This is a genomic window from Arthrobacter sp. NPDC092385 (assembly GCF_044755105.1).
Taxonomy (GTDB): domain Bacteria; phylum Actinomycetota; class Actinomycetes; order Actinomycetales; family Micrococcaceae; genus Arthrobacter_D.
Map to the genome: position 1 here is coordinate 15,761 of NZ_JBIVQL010000011.1, position 22,361 is coordinate 38,121.

Consider the following 22,361-nt stretch of genomic DNA (forward strand, 5'->3'; position numbering starts at 1 on the left):
CAACGATGACGTACACGCCCCCTCCCTCCTTCACCACCAGGCCGACCCTCCAGGGCACCTTCGGCATGAGCGCCTCGACGCACTGGCTCGCCACCGCCTCCGCCCAGGCCGTGCTGGAGCGCGGCGGCAACGCGTTCGACGCCGCCGTCGCCGGGGCCTTCGTCCTGCACGTCGTCGAGCCGCACCTCAACGGTCCCGGCGGGGACATGACCGGCGTCTTCGCCACGGCCGAGGAGCCGGACCGGCCCGTCGTGCTCATGGGCCAGGGCCCGGCACCGGCCGCCGCGACCCGCGAGCACTACCTCGCAGAGGGCCTCGAGCTCGTCCCGGGCGCAGGGGCCCTCGCCGCGGCGGTGCCCGCCGCCGTCGACGCCTGGCTGATCCTGCTGCGCGACCACGGCACGTGGGAGCTCGAGGACGTGCTGGCCTTCGCGATCGGCTACGCGCGCGACGGCCACCCCATCGTGGGCCGCGTGGGAGCGACCATCGCGGCCGTGGCGGACCTCTTCACCGAGCACTGGCCGACGTCGGCCGCCCTCTGGATGCCGGACGGCAGGCCCCCGCGGGAGGGCGAGGTCATCCGGAACGAGGCCTACGCCCGCGTCCTCGGGTCCCTCGTGGGCGCGGCGGCGGACGGCGCCACCCGGACCGAGCGGATCGACGCCGCCCGCCTCGAGTGGCGCACCGGGCTCGTGGCGCAGGCCGCCGCGGAATTCGTCCGCACGCCCCACCGGCACTCGTCCGGGCTGGACCACGCCGGCGTGATCACGGTCGAGGACTTCGCCGGGTTCGAAGCCGGCTACGAGGAGGCGACCACCTTCGAGTTCCGCGGCCACACCATCGCCAAGACCGGCCCCTGGGGCCAGGGACCGGCCCTGCTGCAGACCCTCGCCATCCTCGACGGGTTCGACGACGAGCTGCTGGACCCGTCCACGGCCATCGGCGCGCACACCATCCTCGAGGCGCAGAAGCTCGCGATCGCCGACCGTGAGGCCTACTACGGCGACGCGGACGTGCCGATGGAGTATCTGCTCTCCCCGGACTACGCCGCCGAGCGGCGCGCCCTCATCGGCGACGAGGCGTCCGTCGAGTTCCGGCCCGGGACCGTCCCCGGCCTGACGCCGTTCACCCCGCCGCTGCGCACCGACTACACGCCCCCCGCCCTGGTCGGCGGCAGCGGCTTCGCGGGGGTCGGCGAGCCCACGGTCTCGCGCAGCGGCGAGACGCGCGGGGACACCTGCCACATCGACGTCGTCGACTCTGCCGGCAACATGGTCTCGGCGACGCCGAGCGGGGGCTGGCTGCAGTCCTCGCCCGCCATCCCGGAGCTCGGGTTCTGCCTCGGCTCCCGGCTGCAGATGACCTGGCTGGAGGAGGGCGCGCCGTCGACGCTGCAGGCCGGCAAGCGCCCCCGCACCACCCTCACGCCCACGCTCATCCTCAAGGACGGCAAGCCCGTCGTCGCCCTCGGCTCGCCCGGTGGCGACCAGCAGGACCAGTGGCAGCTGCTCTACATCCTCCGCACCGTCGTCGGAGGCTACACGCCGCAGCAGGCCATCGACGCACCGTCCCTCCACACCACGTCCATCCCCGGCTCCTTCTGGCCGCGCACGTGGGAACCGGGCGGCGCCGTCGTCGAGGACCGGCTGGGCGAGGACGTCATCGCGGACCTCGAACGCCGGGGCCACGCCATCACCCGGGCGGGGGACTGGGCGCTCGGCCGGCTCTCCTCCGTCACCCAGGACCATGAAACCGGCGTGCTCTCCGCCGCCGCCAATCCGCGAGGAGCACAGGGCTATGCTGCAGGACGCTGAGAACATCCTCGAAGTCACCGAGCTGGAGGTCGCCTTCGGCGGGACACCCGTCCTGCACCGGATCGGCTTCTCCATGCGGCGCGGTGAGCGGGTGGCGATCGTGGGCCAGTCCGGCTCCGGAAAATCCACGGCCATCGGCGCCATCCTCCGCCTGCTGCCCGGCAGCGGGCGGATCACCCACGGATCCATCGTGCTCGGCGCAGGCCGCACCAGGGGCGACGTCGTGGACCTCGCCACCGCCACCGAACCGGTCCTGCGCAGCATCCGAGGCCAGCGCGTGGGCCTGGTGCCGCAGGATCCGATGTCCAACCTGAACCCGGCCATGAAGATCGGCCCCCAGGTCGCGGACGCGATCGTCGCGAGCCGGCGGGACGTGGCGCGACCGGACCGCGCGGAGGTGAGGAAGCGGGCGGTCGCGCTGCTCACCGAGGCCGGCATCCCCGACGCCGAGCGCCGCTACGGGCAGTACCCGCACGAGTTCTCCGGCGGCATGCGCCAGCGGGTGCTCATCGCCATCGCCCTGGCCGGGGAGCCGGAACTGCTGATCGCGGACGAGCCGACGTCGGCGCTCGACGTCACCGTGCAGCGGCAGATCCTGAACCACCTGCAGTCGCTCGTCGACGCCCGAGGAACGTCGCTGCTGTTCATCACGCACGACCTCGGGCTGGCGGCGGATCGCACGGACCGCATCATCGTGATGTCGGAGGGCCGGATCGTCGAGGTGGGGACCCCCCGCCAGATCCTGCTCGATCCCCAGGAGGAGTACACCAGGCAGCTCGTCGCGGCGGCGCCCTCGGTGGCGGCGGTGCTCGACGCCGAGCCGCTCGTCGACGTCCAGCCCGCGGCGGGAAAGGCGCCGTCGATCCTCGTGGTCGACAACCTCGTCAAGGAGTTCGCCCTCCGCGGCCAGCGCGGCAGCACCGTCCGCGCGGTCAACAACGTGTCCTTCGAGGTGGCACGCGGGACCACGACGGCGGTGGTCGGCGAATCCGGGTCCGGCAAGACGACGGTGGCGCGCATCATCCTCGGCCTGGAGACGGCGTCGTCGGGGGAGGCCCTGATCGACGGCGAATCGCTCACGACCACCCGAGGCGCCCAGCGGCGGGCGCTCCGCCGCAAGGTGCAGCCCGTCTTCCAGGACCCCTACGGCTCCCTGGACCCCACGTACAGCATCGAGCGCCTGATCGACGAGCCGCTGCGCATCTTCGGCGTCGGTGACCGCGGAGGACGCCAGGCACGGGTCGCCGAGCTCCTCGACCAGGTGGCCCTGCCGCGCGCCGTCGCCCAGCGCCGACCCAACGAGCTCTCCGGGGGCCAGCGGCAGCGCGTCGCCATCGCCCGGGCGCTCGCCCTCGAGCCGGAGCTGCTCATCTGCGACGAGGCGGTCTCGGCCCTCGACGTGCTCGTGCAGGACCAGATCCTGGCGCTGCTCGCCGACCTGCAGGATAGGCTCGGACTCACCTACCTCTTCATCACGCACGACCTCTCGGTGGTTCGGCAGATCGCCACCGACGTGGTGGTCATGAGATCGGGCGACGTCGTCGAGAGCGGCTCGATGGACGACGTGTTCAACCGGCCGCGGGCGGACTACACGAAGGAGCTTCTTGGAGCCATCCCGGGCGCGGCGTTTGCGGCCTGAGCAGGACGCCGCTGCGCCGCAGCGCGTCCTCGACGCCATCCGCCGCGACATCATCTTCGGCGCGCTGCATCCCGGCGTCCGGGTCACGGAGGCCGCCCTGGCCGCCAAGTACGGGGTGTCACGCGTACCCGTGCGGGAGGCGCTGCGTGCGCTGGAGGCCGAGGGTTTCGTGGAATCGAAGCCCTACGCGGGCTCCACGGTGGCGGAGATCCCGATCGACGACGCCGAGGACCTCTTCGCCGTCCGGCGGGTCATCGAGGCGACGATCGCCCGGCGCGCAGCGCGCCGGGCGGCAGCGCAGTTCGCGGCCGACGCCCCGAGCACGGAGTGGTTCTCCGCGAGGCGGGCGCTCACGGACATCCTCGACGACGGCGACCGCGCCGTTGCGGCCGACGCCCTCGCGGACCTGCCCGAACTGAACATCCGCTTCCACCTCGGGGTCGCCGAGCTCAGCGGCAGCGCGTCGCTGACCGCCCTGCTGCGGCAGATCTCGGGGAAGATCGAGTGGCTCTACGCCGCCGACGTCGACAACCGCGGGAAGCAGTCGTGGGGCGAGCACCGGCTGATCATCGCGGCGATCGATGCGGGGAACGAGGTCGAGGCGGAGCGGCTGATGGCCGGCCACGTGGAATCCTCGCAGCACGGGTACCTGGAGCGGTTCTCGGCCCCGGATCGGGCGGCCGCGGATCGGGCGCGGGTTACAGGAACGGACGCAGGGGAGCGAGGATGAGTTCGCTGGCGCGGGCCACCACGTGCCGGCTGTCCCACTCCTCCTTCGTCAGCACGCGGCTGTTGGAGGAGTCCACCTCGAAGATCTTCTCCATGGTCGCAGCCAGTGCCCGGTCGAAGATCTCGAGGTTGATCTCGTAGTTGCCGGTCAGGCTGAGGCGGTCGATATTGGCCGTGCCGACCGTGCTCCACTCGCCGTCGATCGTCGCCGTCTTCGCATGGATCATGGAGTTCTGGTACAGCAGGACCTGCACCCCGGCGCCGATCATTGAGGAGTAGAACCCGCGCGACAGCCAGTCCGAGACCACATGGTTGGAGTCCTCCGGGAGGATCACGCGCACGTCCACCCCGCGGCGGCTCGCCCGCAGCAGGGCGTCGAGGATCTGCCGGTCCGGGATGAAGTACGCCGTCGTGATGAAGATGTGCTTCTCCGCGCGGTTGATCGCATCCAGGTAGACGCCGCGGATCGGGAACACCAGGAACGCCGGGTTGTTGTTGACCGCCCGGATGCGCGGCTCCCAGAACGAGGCGCTGAGGTCGGGTAGTTCGGGGCGGCGCGGGATGGCGCGGATGTTCCAGAAGCTGACGAACGCCTCCCGGAGCTCCCACACCGAGGGCCCCCGGACCTCGAGGTGCGTGTCGCGCCATTTCGTCGCGTAGTCCGAGCCGAGGTTGTACCCGCCCACGAATCCCACCTCGTCGTCGACCACGAGTACCTTGCGGTGGTCGAAACCGGTTCCACGGATGTTGGTGAAGATGATGGACGGGCGGAGGACCGGGAAGCGGTAGGTGTTGACGAGGGGGTGGAACTTGTAGAAGAAGGGGTTGACCACCAGGTTCGCGAAACCGTCGTAGATGAGGTAGACGTTCACTCCGCGCTCGGCGGCGCGGTTGACGGCGTCGCGGAACCGGGCGCCGACCTCGTCGCCCTTCCAGATGTAGGTCTCGAGCAGTACCTGGTGCTCGGCCTTGTCGATCGCCCCGATCATGGCGTCGAACAGGTCCTCGCCATAGGTGTAGACCGTGGTCTCGGTGTCGCCGATGGTGGTGTGGAACGTTCCGGGCTGGGGGAACACCGGGCGCTTGGTGCGCTGGCGCTTCTGGTAGGCGTCCACGCCGACGATCCCGGCGATGACCACGGCCTGCGCGGAGAACAGCGCGACCGCCGCCCGTTTCGCCGTGCCGCCTGCGAACCCCAGAATCGTCCGACGCTTCAACCAACCCATGGGCCCAGCGTATCGCCTCACCGGGGCGACGGCGTCGGGTGGCGGTCCTAGTGGCCCCCGACCTCGAGTGCCTGTGACACGGCGGACTCCACCCCGGCCAGCCACGGGAAGCCGTGCCCCGGCAGGACCGTCCTCGCCGCGGTCGAGCGCAGGGCCTCGAGCGACCGCAGCGCCGTCGCGGTGTCCGCCGTGGCGGCCCTCGCCACGACCTGCGGACCGGGGCGGCCCGTGTACGGGTCGAGGGTCACGAGGGCGTCGCCGCTGATGACAGCGTCCCGGTCCGGGAAGTGCAGGGCACAGTGTCCCTTGGTGTGGCCCGGCGTCGGGACCACGAGCGGCGAGCCCGGGAGCGCCGCCGCGGCTTCGGGGGTGAGGGGCAGGGTATCGCGTATGCCCTTGACCGTGACGGCTCCCGCGGCGGTCATGCGGAGCAGGCCCGGGATGGCCCGCGGGTAGCTCAGCGGGTAGAGGAACGGCGAGCGCTCCCGCTGGTAGCTGTAGGGGTGCGCGGCGATGTGGGCGTCGTCGGGATGGCAGTACACGGGGATGCCGTACCGCGACCGCAGGTGTTCCGCCGTCCCGACATGGTCGAAGTGCCCGTGGGTCAGGACGACCGCCCGGATGTCCTGCACCGGACGGCCGATCCGGTTGAGGGCTTCCACGAGCACGCCCTTCGAGCGGGGCAGGCCGGTGTCCACCAGGAGCACGCCGTCGTCGTCCTCCACGAGGTAGACGTTCGTCCTGGCATGCTCGAGGTAATGGATCCCCGGGGCCATGTCCGTCCTGATCATGCGTCTCCTTCGCTCGCGGCCTCCTCCGACCCTAGGCACGCCGGCTCCCGGCAACAAGCGAAGAAGCGGCACCGGTGCGGGGTTCCCATATCCGGCGTCCCTCGCTACGTTGGAAACCGACCGGAGAAGGCACGATCACGGTGCGGCTGCGGGCGCGTCCGGCGGCGGTTCCAGGAGGATACGGGAATGACCACGGGCATGGGGGAGCACGAGCAGCAGCGCCGTACGTGCGCTGCGTTCCGCTCGACGAGCCTGTCCACCTACGAGCTCTGGCTCCGGTACTTCGGCCTCGGCGGGAACGTCGGTGAGGAGGAGATCGACGCCTACCTCTACAGCTCGCTCCTGCTCCCTCCTTTCGAACGCGACATCCTGGCGCTCGCCGTGAACGAGTACATCGCGGACCTGCCGCCGGCTCCCCGCGCTCCGTACAGCGGTACCGAGCGGCCACACGGCTAGAGGAGCGTCTGCTGCTCGCCGTCCGCGGTGACGTCCCCCGGGAGGGGCTCGATCAGGTCGGGACCGTTGTTCCGCACCGAGCCCACGCGGTTCCCCACGGTGCGGGGGACGAGGTGCGGCTCCGGGATCGCGTCGAGGAGTTCCTGGACGGCCGGACGCGAGTCGTTCCGCGGATCGAGCCAGTCGCCGCGCAGCGCGGGCGGGACGATCACCGGGGTGCGGTCATGGATCTCCCCGAGGGCGTCGCCGGCAGGGCGCGTGATGATGGTGCAGCTCACCACCCAGGACCCGTGCGGGTGTTCCTCGGTGACCGTCGCGGGGTCCCGCCAGAACTCGTACAGCCCGGCGAATCCCAGGCGGGCCCCGTCGGCACCGTGGAGGTAGACGGGGGTCTTCGAACCGTCGGCGTTCCTGCGCCACTCGTAGTACCCGTCGGCCGGGACGATCCCGCGGCGCTTGAGTGCTGCGCTTCGGAACGAGGGCTTCTCCAGGACCGTCTCGCTGCGTGCGTTGATCATCCGGGCACCGACGGCGGCCGTCTTCGACCAGGACGGGATGAGGCCCCAGCGCGCCGGTTCGAGCCGGCGCGTCAGCTCGCCCGTCTCCGGGTCGAGCCGCTCGACGACGAGCTGCACGGTGTCGGTGGGCGCCACGTTCCAGGACGGCTCCACCTCGTCCACGATCGCCTCGTCCACCTCGAAGGCGTCGATGAGGTCCGCCTTGCTGCCTGCGATGACGAAACGTCCGCACATGGCCCGGGTCTCCTGTGTGTTCGGCGGGAAGAGCACTGTGGCCCCGCCGTCGGCGGGGCCACAGTGCCGGGTGGGCTACTTCTTCTTGCGGTCGAGGATCAGGGACAGTGCGATGCCCACCATCCAGATGTCCTTCGCCACGGACGTGCCGTCCTGCGTGGGACGTATGCCGTCCTCCTGCGTGAGCCCGGGCGTCTTGACGTACATCGCCATCATGCCCGCCGAGAACGCCAGGAGGCCGAGGCCTGCCAGCCTGCTCGGGATGAAGGGCGCGAGCAGTGCCGAGCCGAGCGCGATCTCCGCCGCTGCGAGGGCCTTGCCGAACTTCTGCGCCTCGAGCTGGCTGAGCTGGGGGAAGGCCTTGGATGCCATGGCCTGCATGTAGCCTGCGGAGCCCTCGTCGAGGTTCGTCTTCCCGAGGCCGGAATTCAGGATGAAGGCGCCCGTCGTGAGGCGGAGGGGAATGTGGGTGGGGCGGAATCCCATGGTGGTGCCTTTCGCTGCGGGGATGGTGGTTCGTGTGTGAGCCTACGGCCCGTGATGCCGCCCCGCCAGCCCTGCTGCACGTCCGCTGGGACTCCTTGCAGATCACGTCCGGCCCGGATCGCGCACGGTGTTCCTCCAAAGTTTCTCGACCTGCCGTGGGGAGTTCACGGAGTTCACCGTGCACCTCTGCTTGTATGGCAGGCAGGCTAGCGAAGACCCATCGGCTATCGGAGTAGGTTTCATGGTCCCCCGGACAGCAGAACACCCTCGGCCCCAGCACTTTCTCCTGCACATGAGCGACACGCACCTCCTCGCAGGGGACGGCCCCCTGTACGGGGCCGTGGACAGCGAGCAACGGCTGCGGGAGGTGTTCGACGACCTCGAGGCGTCCGGCGCCCGGCCGCAGGCGATCGTGTTCACCGGCGACCTCGCGGACAAGGGGGAGCCCGGCGCCTATGCGAAGCTCCGCGCCATCGTCGATCCAGCGGCGGCCCGGCTCGGAGCGGACGTCATCTGGGCCATGGGCAACCACGACGACCGCGCGGCCTTCCGGGCGGGTCTCCTCGGCGAGGCACCGGCCGCCGGGCAGCTCGACGCTCCGGTGGATGTAGTCCACTTCGTCGACGGCCTGCGGATCATCACCCTGGACTCGACCGTTCCCGGCCACCACCACGGCGAGTTCACGAGCCGGCAACTCCAGTGGCTCGCCGCCGAACTCGAAGTGCCGGCACCCTACGGGACCATCCTCGCCCTGCACCACCCGCCCGTTCCCAGCGTCCAGGATCTCGCGGTGCTCGTGGAACTGCGCGACCAGCGCTCGCTCGCCGACGTCGTCCGCGGCTCGGACGTGCGCACCATCCTCGCCGGGCACCTCCACTACTCGACGACGGCGATGTTCGCGGGCGTCCCGGTCTCGGTGGCGAGTGCCACCTGCTACACCCAGGACCTGCTGTTCGACGGCGGCGGCAGTCGCGGACGGGACGGCGCGCAGTCCTACAACCTCGTGCACGTCTACGAGGAGACGATCGTCCACTCGGTGGTACCGGCCGGCCGGCACGGCTCGGTGGGCGAGGTGGTGCCGCGGGAGGAGACCCGGCGCAGGCTCGAGGCCCACGGTGTGACCATCGCCGAGGGTTCCCGCGCCCGGCGGCTCGCGTCGGTGCCCGTGTAACCGGGGCGCGCCCTGCCACAGGCGTCCAGGAGACGCGGGCCGTCAGGCGTCCAGCGCCTCGGGCAGCCGCACGCTGAAGAGGGTCCGCGGATCCTGCAGCAGGGCCGGCGGGTCGAAGTCCGAGCGATCCAGCCAGCCGTGCAGGCGCGCCGGGCGCAGCAGCCCGTCCTCGTGCATCAGTACGGGGCCCACGTGCCCCGTGCGGAAGTGTTCGCCGTCGGGGTCGGCGATCGCCACGGCGTCACCGTCCTCGATCGATTCCTCGAACCTGTGCAGTTGGCGTTCCCACTTCGGCGCCGCCCGCCCGCCGGGTGGCTCGGGCGGCATGAGCAGCGTCGCCTCACCCTCCGGCGGGTGCGAGGCCGCCCGCCAGACCCACAGCCGCCGGCCCTCCGGTTCGCTGGGGATCCGCACCTCCTCGGGCTCGGGCCAGTAGTACGGGAGGTCCTCGGGCACGCCGGGGAACCTGCTGCGGTAGACCTCGGGGGCCTTCTGGATCAGGTTGGACTGATGGCTCACGTGGAAGGCGGGGTCACCGAGCCAGGGCGGCATCGGCACGTCCGGATCCTCCAGGACGTGGGGTGCGAACTCGAGGATCTGGCGGTGCGTCGAATCAGCGTGGCCGCGGGACACCCACTCCGCGACCATCGCCAGTCCGTACACCGTCAGGGCCGGCACGTAGCCCATCCACATGCGGATGGCGGGGTGCTGCCGCCAGCCGTAGTCCGGGATCACGAGGGCGCGCAGGGCCTGCAGTGTCTCGACGCGCTGCTTCCCGAGCCTCGCCTGGTCCAGTACTCGTGCGCTCGCGGCGAAGTCGGGATAGGGCAGGAAGGTCTGCATGGCGCCAGTCTCGCACGCGCCGGTGACGCCCTGCCGGGCCTCCTAGATCTCCCAGGGCGCCTTGACCGGGAAGTACTTCTCGAGGAACTCCGTCACCAGGTAGGCGCGTTCCTCGGCCGGGACTTCCGGGAAGCTGCCGTCGTTGAGGCAGAAGAAGTCCTGGCTGCGCTTGTCCAGCATCTTGCTGAGGCTCTTGAGGCCGGAGCGCATCGTGGTGTCGACGTACTTGACGCGTGCCATCTCCTGCGTCACGGCCCTGCCGGTCAGCAGGGCGTAGTAGTGGTAGAGCGAGTTGGTGACGGAGATGTTGTCCTTGGCGCGGAAGCGGGAAGCGGCCGTGGCCTCGAACTCAGCGGCGAATTCCGCCTCCATCTCGAGCAGTACGCTCTTGCGCAGGGGAGCCGCGGTGTGCTCCAGGTGCCGGGTGGTGATGCGGCCGAAGCGCTCGTGCAGGAGCCGCCGGTTGACGCGCGCGGCGTTCTCGAATCCGCTGCGCTCGGTGTCGTTCTCGCCGAGCCCGATCCGCGTGTCCGCTTCGATGAACTTGGTGATGCCACCGGGGGAGAAGAACATGTCCGGGGCGACGGGGCGCCCGAAGAACATGTCGTCGTTGGAGTAGAGGAAGTACTCGGAGAGTCCCGGGATGTGCTGGAGCTGGGACTCGACGGCCTGCGAGTTGTGCGTCGGCAGCACGGAGGGGTCCTTGAAGTGCTCCTCCGAGCGCACCAGCGTCACCGACGGGTGGTCGGCGAGCCAGGCGGGGCGCTCCGAGTCCGTGGCGATGAAGATGCGGCGGATCCAGGGCGCGAACATGTAGACGGAGCGCAGCGCGTACTTCAGCTCGTCGATCTGGCGGAAACGCGCTTCGTGGTCGTCGCCCTCGCCGACGACCACGCCCTGCATGCGGGCCGCTCGGGCTGCCCGGTACTCGGGGCTGCTGCCGTCCACCCAGGAGAAGACGAGGTCGATGTCGAAATCGATGTCCGTGGCGTGGTCCGCGAACATGTTGTCGATCGTGGGCCAGACCAGGCCGTGGCGTTCCACCTCGCCGCGCACCACTTCGGCGCCCGGCAGGGTGCGCCGCGTCAGGGAGTTCTCGACGGGCAGTTCGATGGCCGTCTCGCCGAGGGCCCACAGCTCGATCTGCACTCCTGCCGAAGGGCCGTAGGCAAGGCCCCCGAGGGGTTCGATGCGCGGGCGGAAGAGCCGGAAGATCCGGGCCTTCCTGCTCTTGGAGAGCTCACCGTCACTGACCAGGAGCGTGGTGCGGCGCTTCGTGTCGACCGTGCGCGAGTAGAACGGCTCGTCCCGGCAGGCGTCGACCAGCGCGGCGCGGAGCTTCTCGCGGTCGTTCAGGTCGACGGCGATGACGGGGCGCTGGTCGTTCCCGCGCACCAGGAGGAACTCGACTCCGGCCCTGTCGAGGGCCGCGCGGATGAACAGCAGGTCCTCGACCATCGCCTGGTGCGGGGTGCGGTCCTGGTTGATCAGCGTGAAGCGTCGCTTGATCGTGGTGATGTCCGAGCGGCCGTCGAAACGGGCTACCGCTGCGCGAGACGCCGATTCCAGGATCTCGGCTTCATTCTCCGGTTCTGGTGCACCGAAATAAATGTCGTGTTGGGCAGCCGTGTCTGTAATCGGAACCTCCGGAGAGTAGGTGGGTTTGTTCCCCATGATAGGGCCTGTGGGGGTGGCCCCGATGCGAGCGGGCACCATACCGCTTCGGACTGGAGGAGTCCAGAGTCCCGGCCGGCCGATCCGGGGTTGCTACGGCACCCTGCGCACCCTGTCCGCCACCGCGGCCCGCCTCAGCTGCACGGCGATGGCCTTCTCGTAGTAGGTGACGAGCTGTTCGCAGAGCACGGGCCAGGTGCGTCCCTGGACCGAGGCGTGTGCCGCCCGGCCGAAGGCGCGGCGCTTGGCATCGTCCCCGAGCAGGTCGGCGACGGCGGCACGGAGGCCCTGCAGGTCGCCGGGTTCGTAGGTCCACCCCGTGCGTGACGGGTCCACGAGGTCGAGTGGTCCGCCCCTGCCCACGGCGACGACCGGGACGCCGGACGCCATGGCCTCCTGGATGGTCTGGCAGAAGGTCTCGGACTCCCCGGGGTGGACGAAGAGGTCGAAGGTCGCGACCATGCGTGCCAGGTCGAGGCCGCCCTGGAAGCCCGCGAAGTGGGCGCGCGGCAGCCGCGCACGGAGGGCCTCCTTCTGGGGACCGGAACCGATGACGACCAGCCGCGTCCCGGGCATGGAGTCCAGGACGGCGAGATCCTCGACCTGCTTCTCCGGCGCGAGCCGTCCCACGTAGCCGATGACGCGCTCGTGCGGCTCGGCGACGGCCGCACGCCATGCGGCGTCGTGCCGCGCGGGGGAGAACCGGTCGGTGTCGACGCCGCGCCGCCACAGGTTGAGCCGCTGCACCCCGCGGGACCGCAGCTGTTCATGCGCGAAGGAGGACGGCACGAGGGTCAGGGTCGAGGCGGCGTGGATGTTCTCGACGCGCTGCCACAGGAGGGACTCGAGCCAGGGGAACCCGTAGCGCGCGGCGTATGCGGGAACCTCCGTCTGGTAGACGGCGACCGTGGGGATGCCGAGCTGCTCGCACGCCTGCACGGCGCGCCAGCCGAGGACGAAGGGTGAGGCGACGTGGACGACGTCGGGCCCGAACTCGGCGAGGACGCGGCGCACCCGGGCCACGGTGCCCGCGGCGAGGCGCACGTTCGCATAGCCGGACAGGGGGACGGAGGGCAGCGAGTGGACGGGGTAGCCCTCCACCGAGGCAGGCGCCTCGTCGTCGAGCCAGGACGACGACGGCGCGATCACCAGGACCTCGTCGCCGCGGCGGCGCAGGTGGGCGAGCACCTTCAGCAGCGAGTGCGTGACCCCGTTCATGTGGGGCAGGAAAGATTCTGCGACAACGGCGATCCTCACGCTCCAACCCTCGCAGGCACGGGCGGAGGGGCGGCCACCGGGGGATGGAGGCCGGGTGAACGTCCGGCGAAATCCGGCCGGGCGCTACTCCCGGTCGGCGCGTCCCTGATGCGAGCCGTGGGCGAGCTGCCGGGTGAGGGTGTCGATCTGCAGGCTGACGCTCTTGAGCTGGTCCTGGACCTGCGCGTCCGATTCGGCTGTCCTCGCCTCCGCTGCGCGCGTCGTCGCGACGTTCTCCACGAGCCAGGACGCGAAGGCTGCGGTGACGGCGCTGAGCACGCCGATGCCGCCGATCATGAGGCCTGCCGCGACGAGGCGTCCTGCGCCCGTGACCGGGTAGTAGTCGCCGTAGCCCACGGAGGTGACCGTCGTGAGCGCCCACCAGAGGGCATCGGGCAGCGTGAGGATGGTCGCGCCGGGAGCATCCTGTTCGACGTCGAGCACCGCGAGCGCCCCGGCATATCCCAGGACCGTCATGGCCGAGACGACGTAGAGGACGATGTGCCCGCGCAGGGCGTCCCCGCCCGAGCGGTTGAGCACGCGCAGCAGGGGGAGGAGCCGCAGGAGGCGGAGGGGCCGCAGCATGGGGAGCAGGAGGATGACGATCTCGTGGAGGTGGCGGACGAACCACCGGCCGCGAGCGTCGGCGAGCACGAGGCTCGCCACGTAGTCCACGAGGAACAGGGCCCAGGTGGCCCAGATGACACCTTCGAGGGCACGGCCGACGGAGGGCGGGGGATCCGCCGTGACCTGGATGGAGTACGCCGCGAGATACATCACCGCGGCGATGATCAGGGGCACCTCCGTGCGTCGCCGCCACTGTGCCTGCGTCAGCGGACCCTGTGTCCTCGGCCCCTGCGTCATCGGACTCTGCTCATCTCGCGGTGCTCCTCGATCGGCTGCGGCTGCCCGGGTCGCTTCCGCGCCGGAATCCACAAGCCTACGGAGTGGCGGGCGTCCGTGCAGTCAGTACTGCCGATAGAGCTCGCCGACCGGCACCTCGTCCTTCAGCCGGTTCCCCGGACCGGGGAGGGGGCAGGCCCACTCCTCGTCGTAGGCGCAGGAGGGGTTGTAGGCGAAGTTCAGGTCGACCACGAGGCTGCCCGCGGGGCGCCCCTCCCCGAGGTGGGCGCCCTTGATGGTGTCCAGGACGTAGCGTCCGCCCCCGTAGGTGCCGCCGGGCTTCCCCGCCGTGCCGTCGTGCAGGGGCAGGAAGAGTCCGCCGCCGTAGGACGCGAGCTTCCAGAGCGCCAGCTTCCCCAGCCCCGGCAGCAGGACGGTGCCGAGGCGGCGGAAGGGTACGACGCCGTCCGTCCCGGTCGCGACGTCCATCACCTCGCCCGCGCCGTCGTCGTCCACGAGTGCCTCGAAGCGGAACGCCGGATCGTAGGGCGCGACGGCGAGCCCGGCGAAGGCCGCCTTCGCGCGGTCGCCGAGCGCGGACGCCGGATGGTCGCGGAACAGGCCGTCGCGGCCCGTCCGCCACAGGGCATGGGCCGCCTCCGGCGAGTCGGACACCGCCCGCCCGCGCACGTCGTCGTACAGGCCGAAGACCCGCCGTCGCCAGTCGGCGGTGGCCAGTGCTGTGCTAAGAGCGGTCATCGTGTCAGGCTACCGCCGGCGGCCCCGTCATGATGCCGGAGGGAGGGCAGGGAAGTGGTTGCCCCGGCGTACTGTAGCGGGGTGACCCTCGGCATCTTCTGCATCGTGCTGGCCTCCGTCCTCGTCGGGGCGGTCGCGCAGCGTATCGCCGGGCTCGGGTTCGCCCTGCTGATCGCGCCGTTCCTGGTGATCATCCTCGGGCCCCATGCAGGCGTGCTGCTCGTCAACATCTGCGGGGTCGTCTCCTCCGCGATCATCGTCGGCAGGGTCTGGAAGGACATCGACTGGAGCATGTTCCGCTGGCTGGTGGTCCCCTCCCTGTTCGGGTCCATCCCGGGGTCCTTCCTCGCGGTGGCCATCCCGTCCGCGCCGCTGTCGGTGACCGTCGGCGCCGTCGTCCTCGTCGCCCTGACCGTCTCCCTGGTGCTCCAGCGCTCGGATGTCGTCCTGCGCGGGAACGCGCCGAAGGTCGTCGCGGGCTTCACGGCGGGCCTCACCAACTCGATGGCCGGCGTGGGTGGCCCGGCCGTGAGCGCCTACGCCGTCCTCTCCCGGTGGCCGCAGCGCCCGTTCGCGGCGACGCTGCAGCCCTTCTTCGTCTGCATCGGCAGCGTCACGCTGATCGCGAAGCTGCTGCTCGACCCGTCGCAGGCCCCGGTCCTGGCGCCGTGGATGTGGGGCGCGATCGGGCTGGCCATCGTGGGTGGCATCGTCGCCGGCGAGAAGCTCGGGCGCTTCGTCCGCGACGACCAGGCGCGGCTGTTCGTGATCGTGATCGCGTTCGTGGGCGCGGCCTTCGCCGTCGTCAAGGGCCTCGCGGACCTGCTGGGGTGACCGGCGACACCCCGCGGCAAGCGCCGTCCGCCCCGCGTCGCTCGGTGTCCGCGGCCCCCGCCGATGGCACCATGGAAGGGATGAGACTCCCCACCAAACCCCGTGCCCTTCCCATGCCCCTGTGGCTGCAGGGGGTCCTCGAACTCGGCCAGGCCGCCGTGATCTCGGCGCTGCTCGTGGTCCTCCCGATCGCCGCGGTCTGGCTCACCGGCGGATTCGCGGACCGCTCGCCCGAGTCGGCGGCCCGCCTGGCAGGCCAGGGATGGCTGGTGATGCACGGGGTCCCGCTCGTCCTCCGGTTCCCGGCGGGAGTAGCCGGAGCCGATGCCGTATCGGGACTGCTCCACGTGATCCCCCTCGGCCTGGTCCTCGTGCCGTTGCTCCTGGCCTGGCGCGCCGGACGGCGCCTCGCGCGGGCCTCCTATACGGACCAGTTGTGGCAGGCGCTCCTCGGGGCCCTGCTCACCTACGCCGCGATCGGTGCGGGCGTGGCATACGTATCCACGACCCCGGACGCGTCGGCGTCCCTCGTCGCGGGGGCCCTGATCCCGCCGGTGTCCGCCGGGATCGGCCTGATCACGGGCGCCTACCGTGAAGCGGGGGCGTGGAGCCGGCTGGTCGGCGTCGACTTCGCCGCGTGGGTGGGCCGTACCAGCCAGCACTCCCGCTGGGCGGGGTCCTACGTGTGGTCGATCCTCCGCTCGGGCTTCCTCGCCGTGATGGTCGCAGCCAGCCTGTCGGCCGCGTTGCTCGCGGTCGCGATAGGGCTCAACTGGGCCGGGATCGCCGCGATCTACGAGCGGATCGACGGGGGCATCGCCGGCGCCACCGTGGTGACGCTCCTGCAGCTCGGGCTCCTGCCCAACCTCGCCCTCTGGACCATGGCCTGGTCCACAGGAGCGGGATTCGCCCTCGGCACGGGAAGCTCCCTCACGCCGCTCGCCAGTACCGTGGGTCCGCTGCCCGCCCTGCCCATCCTCGGAGCACTGCCGGCAGGCACGCTCGAGTACGGCTACGCCGCGCTGGCCATACCCGTCCTCGCCGGGCTCCTCGCGGGCTGGTGGTTCTTCCGGGAGGGGGAGAACCACTTCGACGAGTGGCTCGTCCTCCACAGCAGCCAGCGCTGGCTGACCTCGACGGCCTCGACCCTGGCGCTCGCCGGCCTCATCGGCATCACGGCGGGACTGTGCGGCGCCGTCGTCGCCCTCGCCTCCCGCGCCTCGCTCGGCCTCGGGCGCTTCACCGACCTCGGGCCCGATCCCCTGGCCGTCGGCCTCTGGCTCGCCGCCGAAGTGGCGGTCGGAGCCGTCCTCGGCCACGCCGTCGGGCCCCTGCTCGAGCGGGAGCCGAGGCGGCGCTGAGCCTTCCTGCCCGGCCTGGACTACCGGCCGAAGCCGTCGAGGTTCCGCAGGCCTTCCTCGCACTCCTTCTGTGCGTGCAGCGTCAGGGCACGGGACATGCAGTCCTCGTAGTTCTGGGTGACGGGCCAGAGGAGCACCGACGCTCCGGTACCCGCCGCGAGGAAGAGGGCTGCCGCGAGGCCCAGGGCCGTCGCGAGCACGACGAGCCGGGGGAGCTTCGCGCTGATCGCCTTGACGAGCGCGACGACGCCGGATGCCAGTGCGAGGACCGACAGCACGAGCGCGAGGACCTTCCAGGGGAGCACCAGGCCGCTCGTCAGCACGCCGCCGAGCAGCGCCGCGAGGAACAGGCGCAGCCACAGGCCCGCGGACGCGGCCTGCGCGGAGCGTGCGTCGTCGGGGCCCTTCCGCCCGGACCCGGTACTACCCCGCCGGCCCTGTCCGGTGCCCTGGTGCGTCATCGTTCATCCCTCGCCATGGTTCAACCCTAGGCGAGCAGCGACCTAAGGTTGAGCCATGCGCATCGTAGTCCTCGTCTCCGGAACCGGATCGAACCTCCAGTCCGTGATCGACGCCGTCGCCGACGGCAGCCTGCCCGTGACCATCGCCGCCGTCGGAGCCGACCGGACCGGTACCGGCGGCGTCCGGCGCGCAGCCGATGCGGGGATCGCGACCTTCGAGGTCGACTTCCGGCAGTACGCGGACCGCGCGGACTGGAACCGCGCGCTCACCGAGGCCGTCGCCGCGCACGAGCCGGACTACGTCGTCTCCTCGGGCTTCATGCGGATCGTCGACCAGCACTTCCTGGACAGGTTCCCGAACCGCTACCTCAACACCCATCCGGCCCTCCTGCCGAGCTTCCCGGGCGCCCACGGCGTGCGCGATGCCCTGGCCTACGGGGTGAAGGTGACGGGCTGCACCGTGATGATCGCCGACGCCGGCGTGGACACGGGCCCCATCCTCGCCCAGGCCCCCGTCGCCGTCCTGCCCGACGACACGAAGGACACCCTGCACGAGCGCATCAAGGTCGAGGAGCGCAGGCTGCTGATCGAGACCCTCGCCGGGCTCGCGGCCGGCGGCGCCACCGCGGGCAGGGCCTGAGGTGCCGGTGGTCGCCAACGCCGTGTATGTCGGCGGGACGAAGCGCATCAACCCCGAGACCCTCGACCAGACCTTCGAGATCATGCGTGAGAGCGGCGGCATGGGCTGGATCGGCCTGTACCGTCCGCAGCGCGAGGAGATCCACGCGGTCGAGGCCGAGTTCGGCCTGCACCCCCTCGCCGTCGAGGACGCCACGAACGGACACCAGCGCGCGAAGCTCGAGCGCTACGGGGACACCCTCTTCCTGGTGCTGCGCCCGGCGCGCTACCTCGACGTCGAGGAGAAGGTGGAGTTCGGGGAACTGCACCTCTTCGTCGGGCACGACTTCGTCGTGACCATCCGGCACGCCGAGTCACCGGACCTCGGCATCGTGCGGCGCAGGCTCGAGGGGGACCCGGCACTGCTCGGTGCCGGGCCGCAGGCCGTCCTCTACGCCCTGCTCGACCAGGTGGTCGACGAGTACGAACCCGTGGTGAGGGGGCTCGAGAACGACGTCGACGAGATCGAGGACGAGCTGTTCGGGGGCGCACCGGATGTCTCGCGCCGGATCTACGAACTGCACCGCGAGGTCATCGAGTTCCAGCGCGCCACGCAACCCCTGCAGGCCATGATGGATGCGCTGCTGCGTGGATCCGACAAGTACCAGATCGACTCCGAGCTCGGGCGCAACCTGCGTGACGTCCAGGACCATGTGATCCGCGTCGTCGAACGCGTGAACACCTTCCGGGCGCTGCTGCAGAATGCCCTGACCGTCCAGTCCACGCTCGTGGCGCAACGGCAGAACGAGGAGATGACGCGGCTGATGGAGACGTCGCTGAGGCAGGGCGAGGAAGTGAAGCGCATCTCCTCGTGGGCCGCGATCCTCTTCGCGCCCACCCTGATCGCCTCCATCTACGGCATGAACTTCGACGTGATGCCCGAGCTGCACTGGACGCTGGGCTATCCGTTCGCCCTCGTCCTCATGGTCGGCATGGGAAGCGGCCTGTACTGGGCCTTCAAGCGCAACGACTGGCTGTAGCGCCCACCGGCGCCGTTCCGCGATCACGGTGCCGACACCCCGGACACGACGACGGCCGGGATCCGAGGATCCCGGCCGTCGTCCCGGTCGCCGTCCAGCTAGCGCGTGCTGATCACGTGGGTCCGGTGGTCGTACACGAAGGTCACCGGTCCGCCCGCGTGCACGAGCACGATGTTGCTGCCGTCGCGACCGCCGCCGGCACCGTAGTTCTCGGTCCAGCTGCGGTTGAGGGCCGCCTTGTACTCATAGCTGCCGGCGGGCAGGTCCGCGACCTCGAGGAGCCAGGTCTGCGACGCGGCGTCGAAGGTCATCTGCGCCTGGTCGCACGCCGGATCCCAGTCCCCGCCGCAGCCCAGCTCGGAGTCGAGGCTGCCAGCCACGGCCACGGTGCCGGGCTGCTCGACGACCGAGCCGACCGTCACGGTCCTGATGTCGCTCACCGACGTGCCGAGCAGGGCCCGGTACCGCACCTGGGTGCCCTCGGCGAGGTCAAGGGCCGCGAGATCATCGACGGCCGTGTAGGTCGGCGACGAATCATCGGTGCCGATGGCCGTCCAGGCACCACCGGCGATGCTGCGCTCGAGGGTCACGGCGTACTCGGAATTCTCCGGGCTCGCGGTGGCGGTGACCTCGACGTCGCCCTGCACCTGGGTCCCCTCGGCGGGGAGGCCCATCGTCAGGCGCGGCTGCGGCACCGTGGCGGACGCCGTCGTCGAGGTCCGCGTGTGGCGGGCGTTGTCGAGGACCACCGCGCGGTACTCGACGGCCGATCCTGCGGGCAGGGCGCTCGTGTCGTGGTAGACGCTGTACGGCGCGTTGTCATCCGTGCCGATGCTCGTCCAGGGGGAGCCCGGGGTGCGGGCCTCGAAGGTGACCTCGTAGAACGAGGAGCCGGCGACGTCGGCGGCCACCTTCAGGCGGCCGTTGTCCTCGGCGGCCGGCGCCGGCTGCTGCAGGCTGACGGCCGGCGCGGCCTTGGAGTTCGGGATCTTCCCCGAGAGCTCGTAGACCACGGAGGACAGCGCGGGGACCGTGACGCTGAGGGTGCCGTCGGCGGCCGACTTCGCGCGCTCCGGCGCGTCTCCGTAGACCAGTCCGAAGCTGCGCTTGGCGGCGTAGGTGGGGATGGCCGCCGTCTGCGGCTCGGTGCTGTTGTTCAGCGCCACGACGTACTCGCGCTGGTCCTCGGCGTCGGTGCGGGAGAACGCGTAGATGCCGGGGCCGTCGGAGGCGTACCGGTGCTGGTGGGCGCCGTTCCGCAGGGCAGGGTGCTCGGCCGTGACCTGTGCCAGCGCCGCGATTCCCTGGTAGAGCGGGTGCCCGGCGTCGAAGTTGTCCGTGGCGTGCGTCGCGGCGGTGCCGAGCAGGTCGTCGTCGAGGTACTCGGGCACCTGGCTCGCGAACATCGTCTGCCGCGCGTCCTGGTCGCCGCCGGGGCCGGTGAAGCCCTGCTCGTCGCCGTAGTAGATCACGGGGTTGCCGCGCGAGAAGTACATGAGTTCGTGCGCGAGGGTGTCGCGGGCCAGCAGTTCGTCCTCGGGGGCGCCCGGGTTGTCCGAGGCGATGAAGCTGCCGATCCGGCCCATGTCGTGGTTCCCGAGGAACGTCGGGAGGCTGTACGCGTTGGAGTCCGCATCGGTGTACCAGTCGTCACCGGCGAAGAAGGCCTCCAAGCCCGTCGCCGGCGTTCCCTGCGACGCATATCCGCGCGCGGCGGCCTGGAACGGGAAATCGAGCACGGACTGCATCCTGTTGCGCGTGGTGAACTGCGACGTGAAGGACTTCGTGGTGTCGAAGACCTCGCCGAACATGAAGAACTCGTCCTTGCCCTGCTCCTGGGCGTAGGAGAGGACCTCGGGCCCGAAGGCCTGCCAGAACTCGTCGTTGACGTGCTTCATGGTGTCGATCCGGAAGCCGTCCACGCCGAAGTCCGCGATCCAGGTCTTGTAGATGTCGATCATGCCGTCCACCACGCGGGGGTGCTCGGTGGAGAGGTCGTCCAGGCCGAAGAAGTCGCCGTAGAAGGAGTCCTCGCCGGCGAACGTCGTGTCGCCGCGGTTGTGGTAGAGCGTCGGGTCGTTCAGCCACTCCGGGACCTTGAGGTTCCTGTCGGCCTCCGGCACCACCGGGACGTACGGGAAGGAGGTCCCGGCGTCGAGTGCGGGGAACGTCCCGGTGCCGGCGTAGTCGCGGTCGTCGAATTCCTTGCCGGCGGCGTCGCGGTACGGCTCCTCGTCCTTCGAGATGTAGGGCGCGCGCTCTCCGGCGTCGTAGCCGATGACGTCGGCCGTGTGGTTGGTGATGATGTCGAAGTACACCTTCATGCCGCGCGCGTGGGCTGCGTCGATGAGGGCCTTGAGGTCGTCGTTCGTGCCGAGGTGAGGGTCGATCTGGGTGAAGTCGGTGATCCAGTAGCCGTGGTAGCCCGCCGAGTTGTCCTCCGGCTGCACGGCGCGGTTCTTGAAGCTCGGGGTGAGCCAGATGGACGTGGTGCCCATGCCCTGGATGTAGTCGAGTTCCTGCAGCAGGCCCTTGAGGTCGCCGCCGTTGTAGTAGCCCTTGCGGGTGGGGTCGAAGCCGGACACCGACGCGTCGGGGCCGAGGCCGCCGTCGTCGTTCGCGGTGCTGCCGTTCCGGAACCGGTCGGCCATGACGAAGTAGAAGTTCTCGTCGGTGACGGCGGAACGCAGCGAGTGCTGTGCGGTCGCGGGGGAGGTGTCGGGAGTCTTGGGGGCGGCGGTGGCGGGCAGCGACGTGACGGAACCGGCGACAAGGGCGGTCAGCACGACGACGGTGGCGTGGCGGGGTTTCACGGGGTCTCCTTCGTGGGAAAGCACCAGCGTGTCCCAGCTCACACGAAAGAGTCAATCGTCGGGCGCAAATTAAGCGAAAACTATTTCATGCGACGATAGGGTAGTGGTGGCCTCGGGCCACTAACTCATCCGCCGAACACCAGAGGGACCCATGACCTTCCCCCGCCTCGCGGCCACCGCCGCACTCACCCTGCTGGCACTCACCGCCTGTGCCGGCACCACGGAGACCACGCCGGCGACCCCGGCCGACACCACGCCCTCGCCCGCGAGCTCCTCAGCCGCCGCAGCGAACATCGAGCGGCCGGCGAGCAACGACCTCGTCGGGGAGGCGACGCCCGGGGGAGCCCGCGCGTTCCTCTACTACTACTTCGACCAGAAGGCGTACGTCCTGCAGACCGGCGATGCCGCCGCGATGCTGGAGCTCATCGACGGCGCCGCGGGCGAGCAGGCCGAGGCGCAGCGGCTGCAGGACGTGTACGACGCCGGGGGATGGGTGCTCGGCGGCCAGCCCAAGGCGGAGAACGTCTACCTCGTCACACCCGAGGAGCAGGTCGCGGAGGGCACGGACGTCTCCGCCCTGGTTCCCGTCAACCCGGACGCGTACACCGAGTTCGCCGAGGACGGTTCCGTCACGGAGCAGCGCCCGTTCACGCCTGAGGGCACCATCTACAGTGCGACCGTCCGCTTCGCCGACGGCGCGTGGAAGGTGACCTCCTTCGAGGAGACCCCCGATGCGGAGCTACCGGAGGCCTAGTTCCAGCAGAGGCCTAGTTCCAGCGGAGGCCTGGCTCCAG

General features: G+C 70.6%; 21 protein-coding genes. 10 read left to right on the plus strand and 11 right to left on the minus strand.

The window, feature by feature from the left end; translation table 11 throughout:
• Positions 1 to 5: 5 nt before the first annotated feature.
• The 3 genes from ACIQCY_RS13945 to ACIQCY_RS13955 are packed head-to-tail and all read left to right on the plus strand — an operon-like array spanning position 6 to position 4,183.
• Positions 6 to 1,814, plus strand: a complete 1,809-nt coding sequence (locus ACIQCY_RS13945; protein ID WP_400484497.1) for a gamma-glutamyltransferase family protein — start codon at positions 6 to 8, stop codon at positions 1,812 to 1,814.
• A complete protein-coding gene (locus ACIQCY_RS13950; protein ID WP_400484498.1) occupies positions 1,798 to 3,453 on the plus strand; it encodes a dipeptide ABC transporter ATP-binding protein in 1,656 nt (551 codons plus the stop codon). Before ACIQCY_RS13945 ends, ACIQCY_RS13950 begins: the two co-directional genes overlap by 17 nt.
• Positions 3,419 to 4,183 carry a GntR family transcriptional regulator gene (locus tag ACIQCY_RS13955; protein ID WP_400484499.1) on the plus strand — a complete coding sequence of 255 codons (765 nt, stop codon included), beginning with the start codon at positions 3,419 to 3,421 and terminating at the stop codon, positions 4,181 to 4,183. Before ACIQCY_RS13950 ends, ACIQCY_RS13955 begins: the two co-directional genes overlap by 35 nt.
• On the opposite strand, the gene ACIQCY_RS13960 is transcribed toward ACIQCY_RS13955, so the two are convergent.
• Positions 4,152 to 5,408 (minus strand): phosphatidylserine/phosphatidylglycerophosphate/cardiolipin synthase family protein, encoded by a 1,257-nt coding sequence (locus tag ACIQCY_RS13960; RefSeq protein ID WP_400484500.1) that lies wholly within the window; start codon positions 5,406 to 5,408, stop codon positions 4,152 to 4,154. The two genes, ACIQCY_RS13955 and ACIQCY_RS13960, sit on opposite strands and share 32 nt — an antisense overlap.
• Positions 5,409 to 5,455: 47 nt before the next feature.
• Positions 5,456 to 6,199: an MBL fold metallo-hydrolase gene (locus ACIQCY_RS13965; protein WP_400484501.1), complete on the minus strand. Its 744-nt coding sequence runs from the start codon at positions 6,197 to 6,199 to the stop codon at positions 5,456 to 5,458.
• 186 nt (positions 6,200 to 6,385) lie between these two features.
• On the opposite strand from ACIQCY_RS13965, the gene ACIQCY_RS13970 reads away from it, so the two are divergent.
• Positions 6,386 to 6,655, plus strand: a complete 270-nt coding sequence (locus tag ACIQCY_RS13970) for a hypothetical protein (protein ID WP_400484502.1) — start codon at positions 6,386 to 6,388, stop codon at positions 6,653 to 6,655.
• Here ACIQCY_RS13970 and ACIQCY_RS13975 read toward each other — a convergent pair.
• Positions 6,652 to 7,407 carry an SOS response-associated peptidase gene (locus ACIQCY_RS13975; protein ID WP_400484503.1) on the minus strand — a complete coding sequence of 252 codons (756 nt, stop codon included), beginning with the start codon at positions 7,405 to 7,407 and terminating at the stop codon, positions 6,652 to 6,654. The two genes, ACIQCY_RS13970 and ACIQCY_RS13975, sit on opposite strands and share 4 nt — an antisense overlap.
• Before the next feature lie 75 nt (positions 7,408 to 7,482).
• Positions 7,483 to 7,893, minus strand: a complete 411-nt coding sequence (locus tag ACIQCY_RS13980; RefSeq protein WP_400484504.1) for a hypothetical protein — start codon at positions 7,891 to 7,893, stop codon at positions 7,483 to 7,485.
• Positions 7,894 to 8,185: 292 nt separating this feature from the next.
• Here ACIQCY_RS13980 and ACIQCY_RS13985 point away from each other — a divergent pair, with 292 nt between their 5' ends.
• A complete protein-coding gene (locus ACIQCY_RS13985) occupies positions 8,186 to 9,064 on the plus strand; it encodes a phosphodiesterase (protein ID WP_400484505.1) in 879 nt (292 codons plus the stop codon).
• Between the two features lie 42 nt (positions 9,065 to 9,106).
• On the opposite strand, the gene ACIQCY_RS13990 is transcribed toward ACIQCY_RS13985, so the two are convergent.
• The 5 genes from ACIQCY_RS13990 to ACIQCY_RS14010 all read right to left on the minus strand — a co-directional run bounded on the left by ACIQCY_RS13990 (position 9,107) and on the right by ACIQCY_RS14010 (position 14,440).
• The gene (locus ACIQCY_RS13990) at positions 9,107 to 9,907 is read right to left on the minus strand and encodes an MSMEG_6728 family protein (protein WP_400484506.1); all 801 of its coding nucleotides are present in this window, start codon (positions 9,905 to 9,907) and stop codon (positions 9,107 to 9,109) included.
• Between the two features lie 42 nt (positions 9,908 to 9,949).
• The gene (locus tag ACIQCY_RS13995; protein WP_400484507.1) at positions 9,950 to 11,581 is read right to left on the minus strand and encodes a stealth family protein; all 1,632 of its coding nucleotides are present in this window, start codon (positions 11,579 to 11,581) and stop codon (positions 9,950 to 9,952) included.
• A 93-nt stretch (positions 11,582 to 11,674) separates the two neighbouring features.
• Positions 11,675 to 12,838, minus strand: coding sequence for a glycosyltransferase family 4 protein (locus ACIQCY_RS14000; protein WP_400484508.1), 1,164 nt, complete (start codon positions 12,836 to 12,838; stop codon positions 11,675 to 11,677).
• Between the two features lie 84 nt (positions 12,839 to 12,922).
• Positions 12,923 to 13,702 (minus strand): potassium channel family protein, encoded by a 780-nt coding sequence (locus ACIQCY_RS14005; RefSeq protein WP_400484509.1) that lies wholly within the window; start codon positions 13,700 to 13,702, stop codon positions 12,923 to 12,925.
• Positions 13,703 to 13,804: 102 nt separating this feature from the next.
• A complete protein-coding gene (locus tag ACIQCY_RS14010) occupies positions 13,805 to 14,440 on the minus strand; it encodes a DUF1684 domain-containing protein (protein WP_400484510.1) in 636 nt (211 codons plus the stop codon).
• An 81-nt stretch (positions 14,441 to 14,521) separates the two neighbouring features.
• Here ACIQCY_RS14010 and ACIQCY_RS14015 point away from each other — a divergent pair, with 81 nt between their 5' ends.
• Positions 14,522 to 15,274, plus strand: a complete 753-nt coding sequence (locus ACIQCY_RS14015; protein WP_400484511.1) for a TSUP family transporter — start codon at positions 14,522 to 14,524, stop codon at positions 15,272 to 15,274.
• Between the two features lie 80 nt (positions 15,275 to 15,354).
• Positions 15,355 to 16,635 carry a DUF6350 family protein gene (locus tag ACIQCY_RS14020; RefSeq protein WP_400484512.1) on the plus strand — a complete coding sequence of 427 codons (1,281 nt, stop codon included), beginning with the start codon at positions 15,355 to 15,357 and terminating at the stop codon, positions 16,633 to 16,635.
• Between the two features lie 20 nt (positions 16,636 to 16,655).
• Here ACIQCY_RS14020 and ACIQCY_RS14025 read toward each other — a convergent pair whose 3' ends face one another.
• On the minus strand, positions 16,656 to 17,096 hold the full coding sequence (locus ACIQCY_RS14025; RefSeq protein WP_400484513.1) for a hypothetical protein: 441 nt from the start codon (positions 17,094 to 17,096) through the stop codon (positions 16,656 to 16,658).
• A 55-nt stretch (positions 17,097 to 17,151) separates the two neighbouring features.
• Between ACIQCY_RS14025 and purN the strand changes: the two genes are divergently transcribed.
• Both purN and ACIQCY_RS14035 read left to right on the plus strand, forming a co-directional pair.
• Positions 17,152 to 17,736 carry a phosphoribosylglycinamide formyltransferase gene (gene purN / locus ACIQCY_RS14030; protein ID WP_400484514.1) on the plus strand — a complete coding sequence of 195 codons (585 nt, stop codon included), beginning with the start codon at positions 17,152 to 17,154 and terminating at the stop codon, positions 17,734 to 17,736.
• Between the two features lies 1 nt (position 17,737).
• A complete protein-coding gene (locus ACIQCY_RS14035) occupies positions 17,738 to 18,754 on the plus strand; it encodes a magnesium and cobalt transport protein CorA (protein WP_400484515.1) in 1,017 nt (338 codons plus the stop codon).
• Between the two features lie 98 nt (positions 18,755 to 18,852).
• Here ACIQCY_RS14035 and ACIQCY_RS14040 read toward each other — a convergent pair whose 3' ends face one another.
• A complete protein-coding gene (locus tag ACIQCY_RS14040) occupies positions 18,853 to 21,567 on the minus strand; it encodes an alpha-amylase family glycosyl hydrolase (protein ID WP_400484516.1) in 2,715 nt (904 codons plus the stop codon).
• 151 nt (positions 21,568 to 21,718) lie between these two features.
• On the opposite strand from ACIQCY_RS14040, the gene ACIQCY_RS14045 reads away from it, so the two are divergent.
• Positions 21,719 to 22,321, plus strand: a complete 603-nt coding sequence (locus ACIQCY_RS14045; RefSeq protein ID WP_400484517.1) for a DUF6318 family protein — start codon at positions 21,719 to 21,721, stop codon at positions 22,319 to 22,321.
• The last annotated feature ends 40 nt before the right edge of the window (positions 22,322 to 22,361 follow it).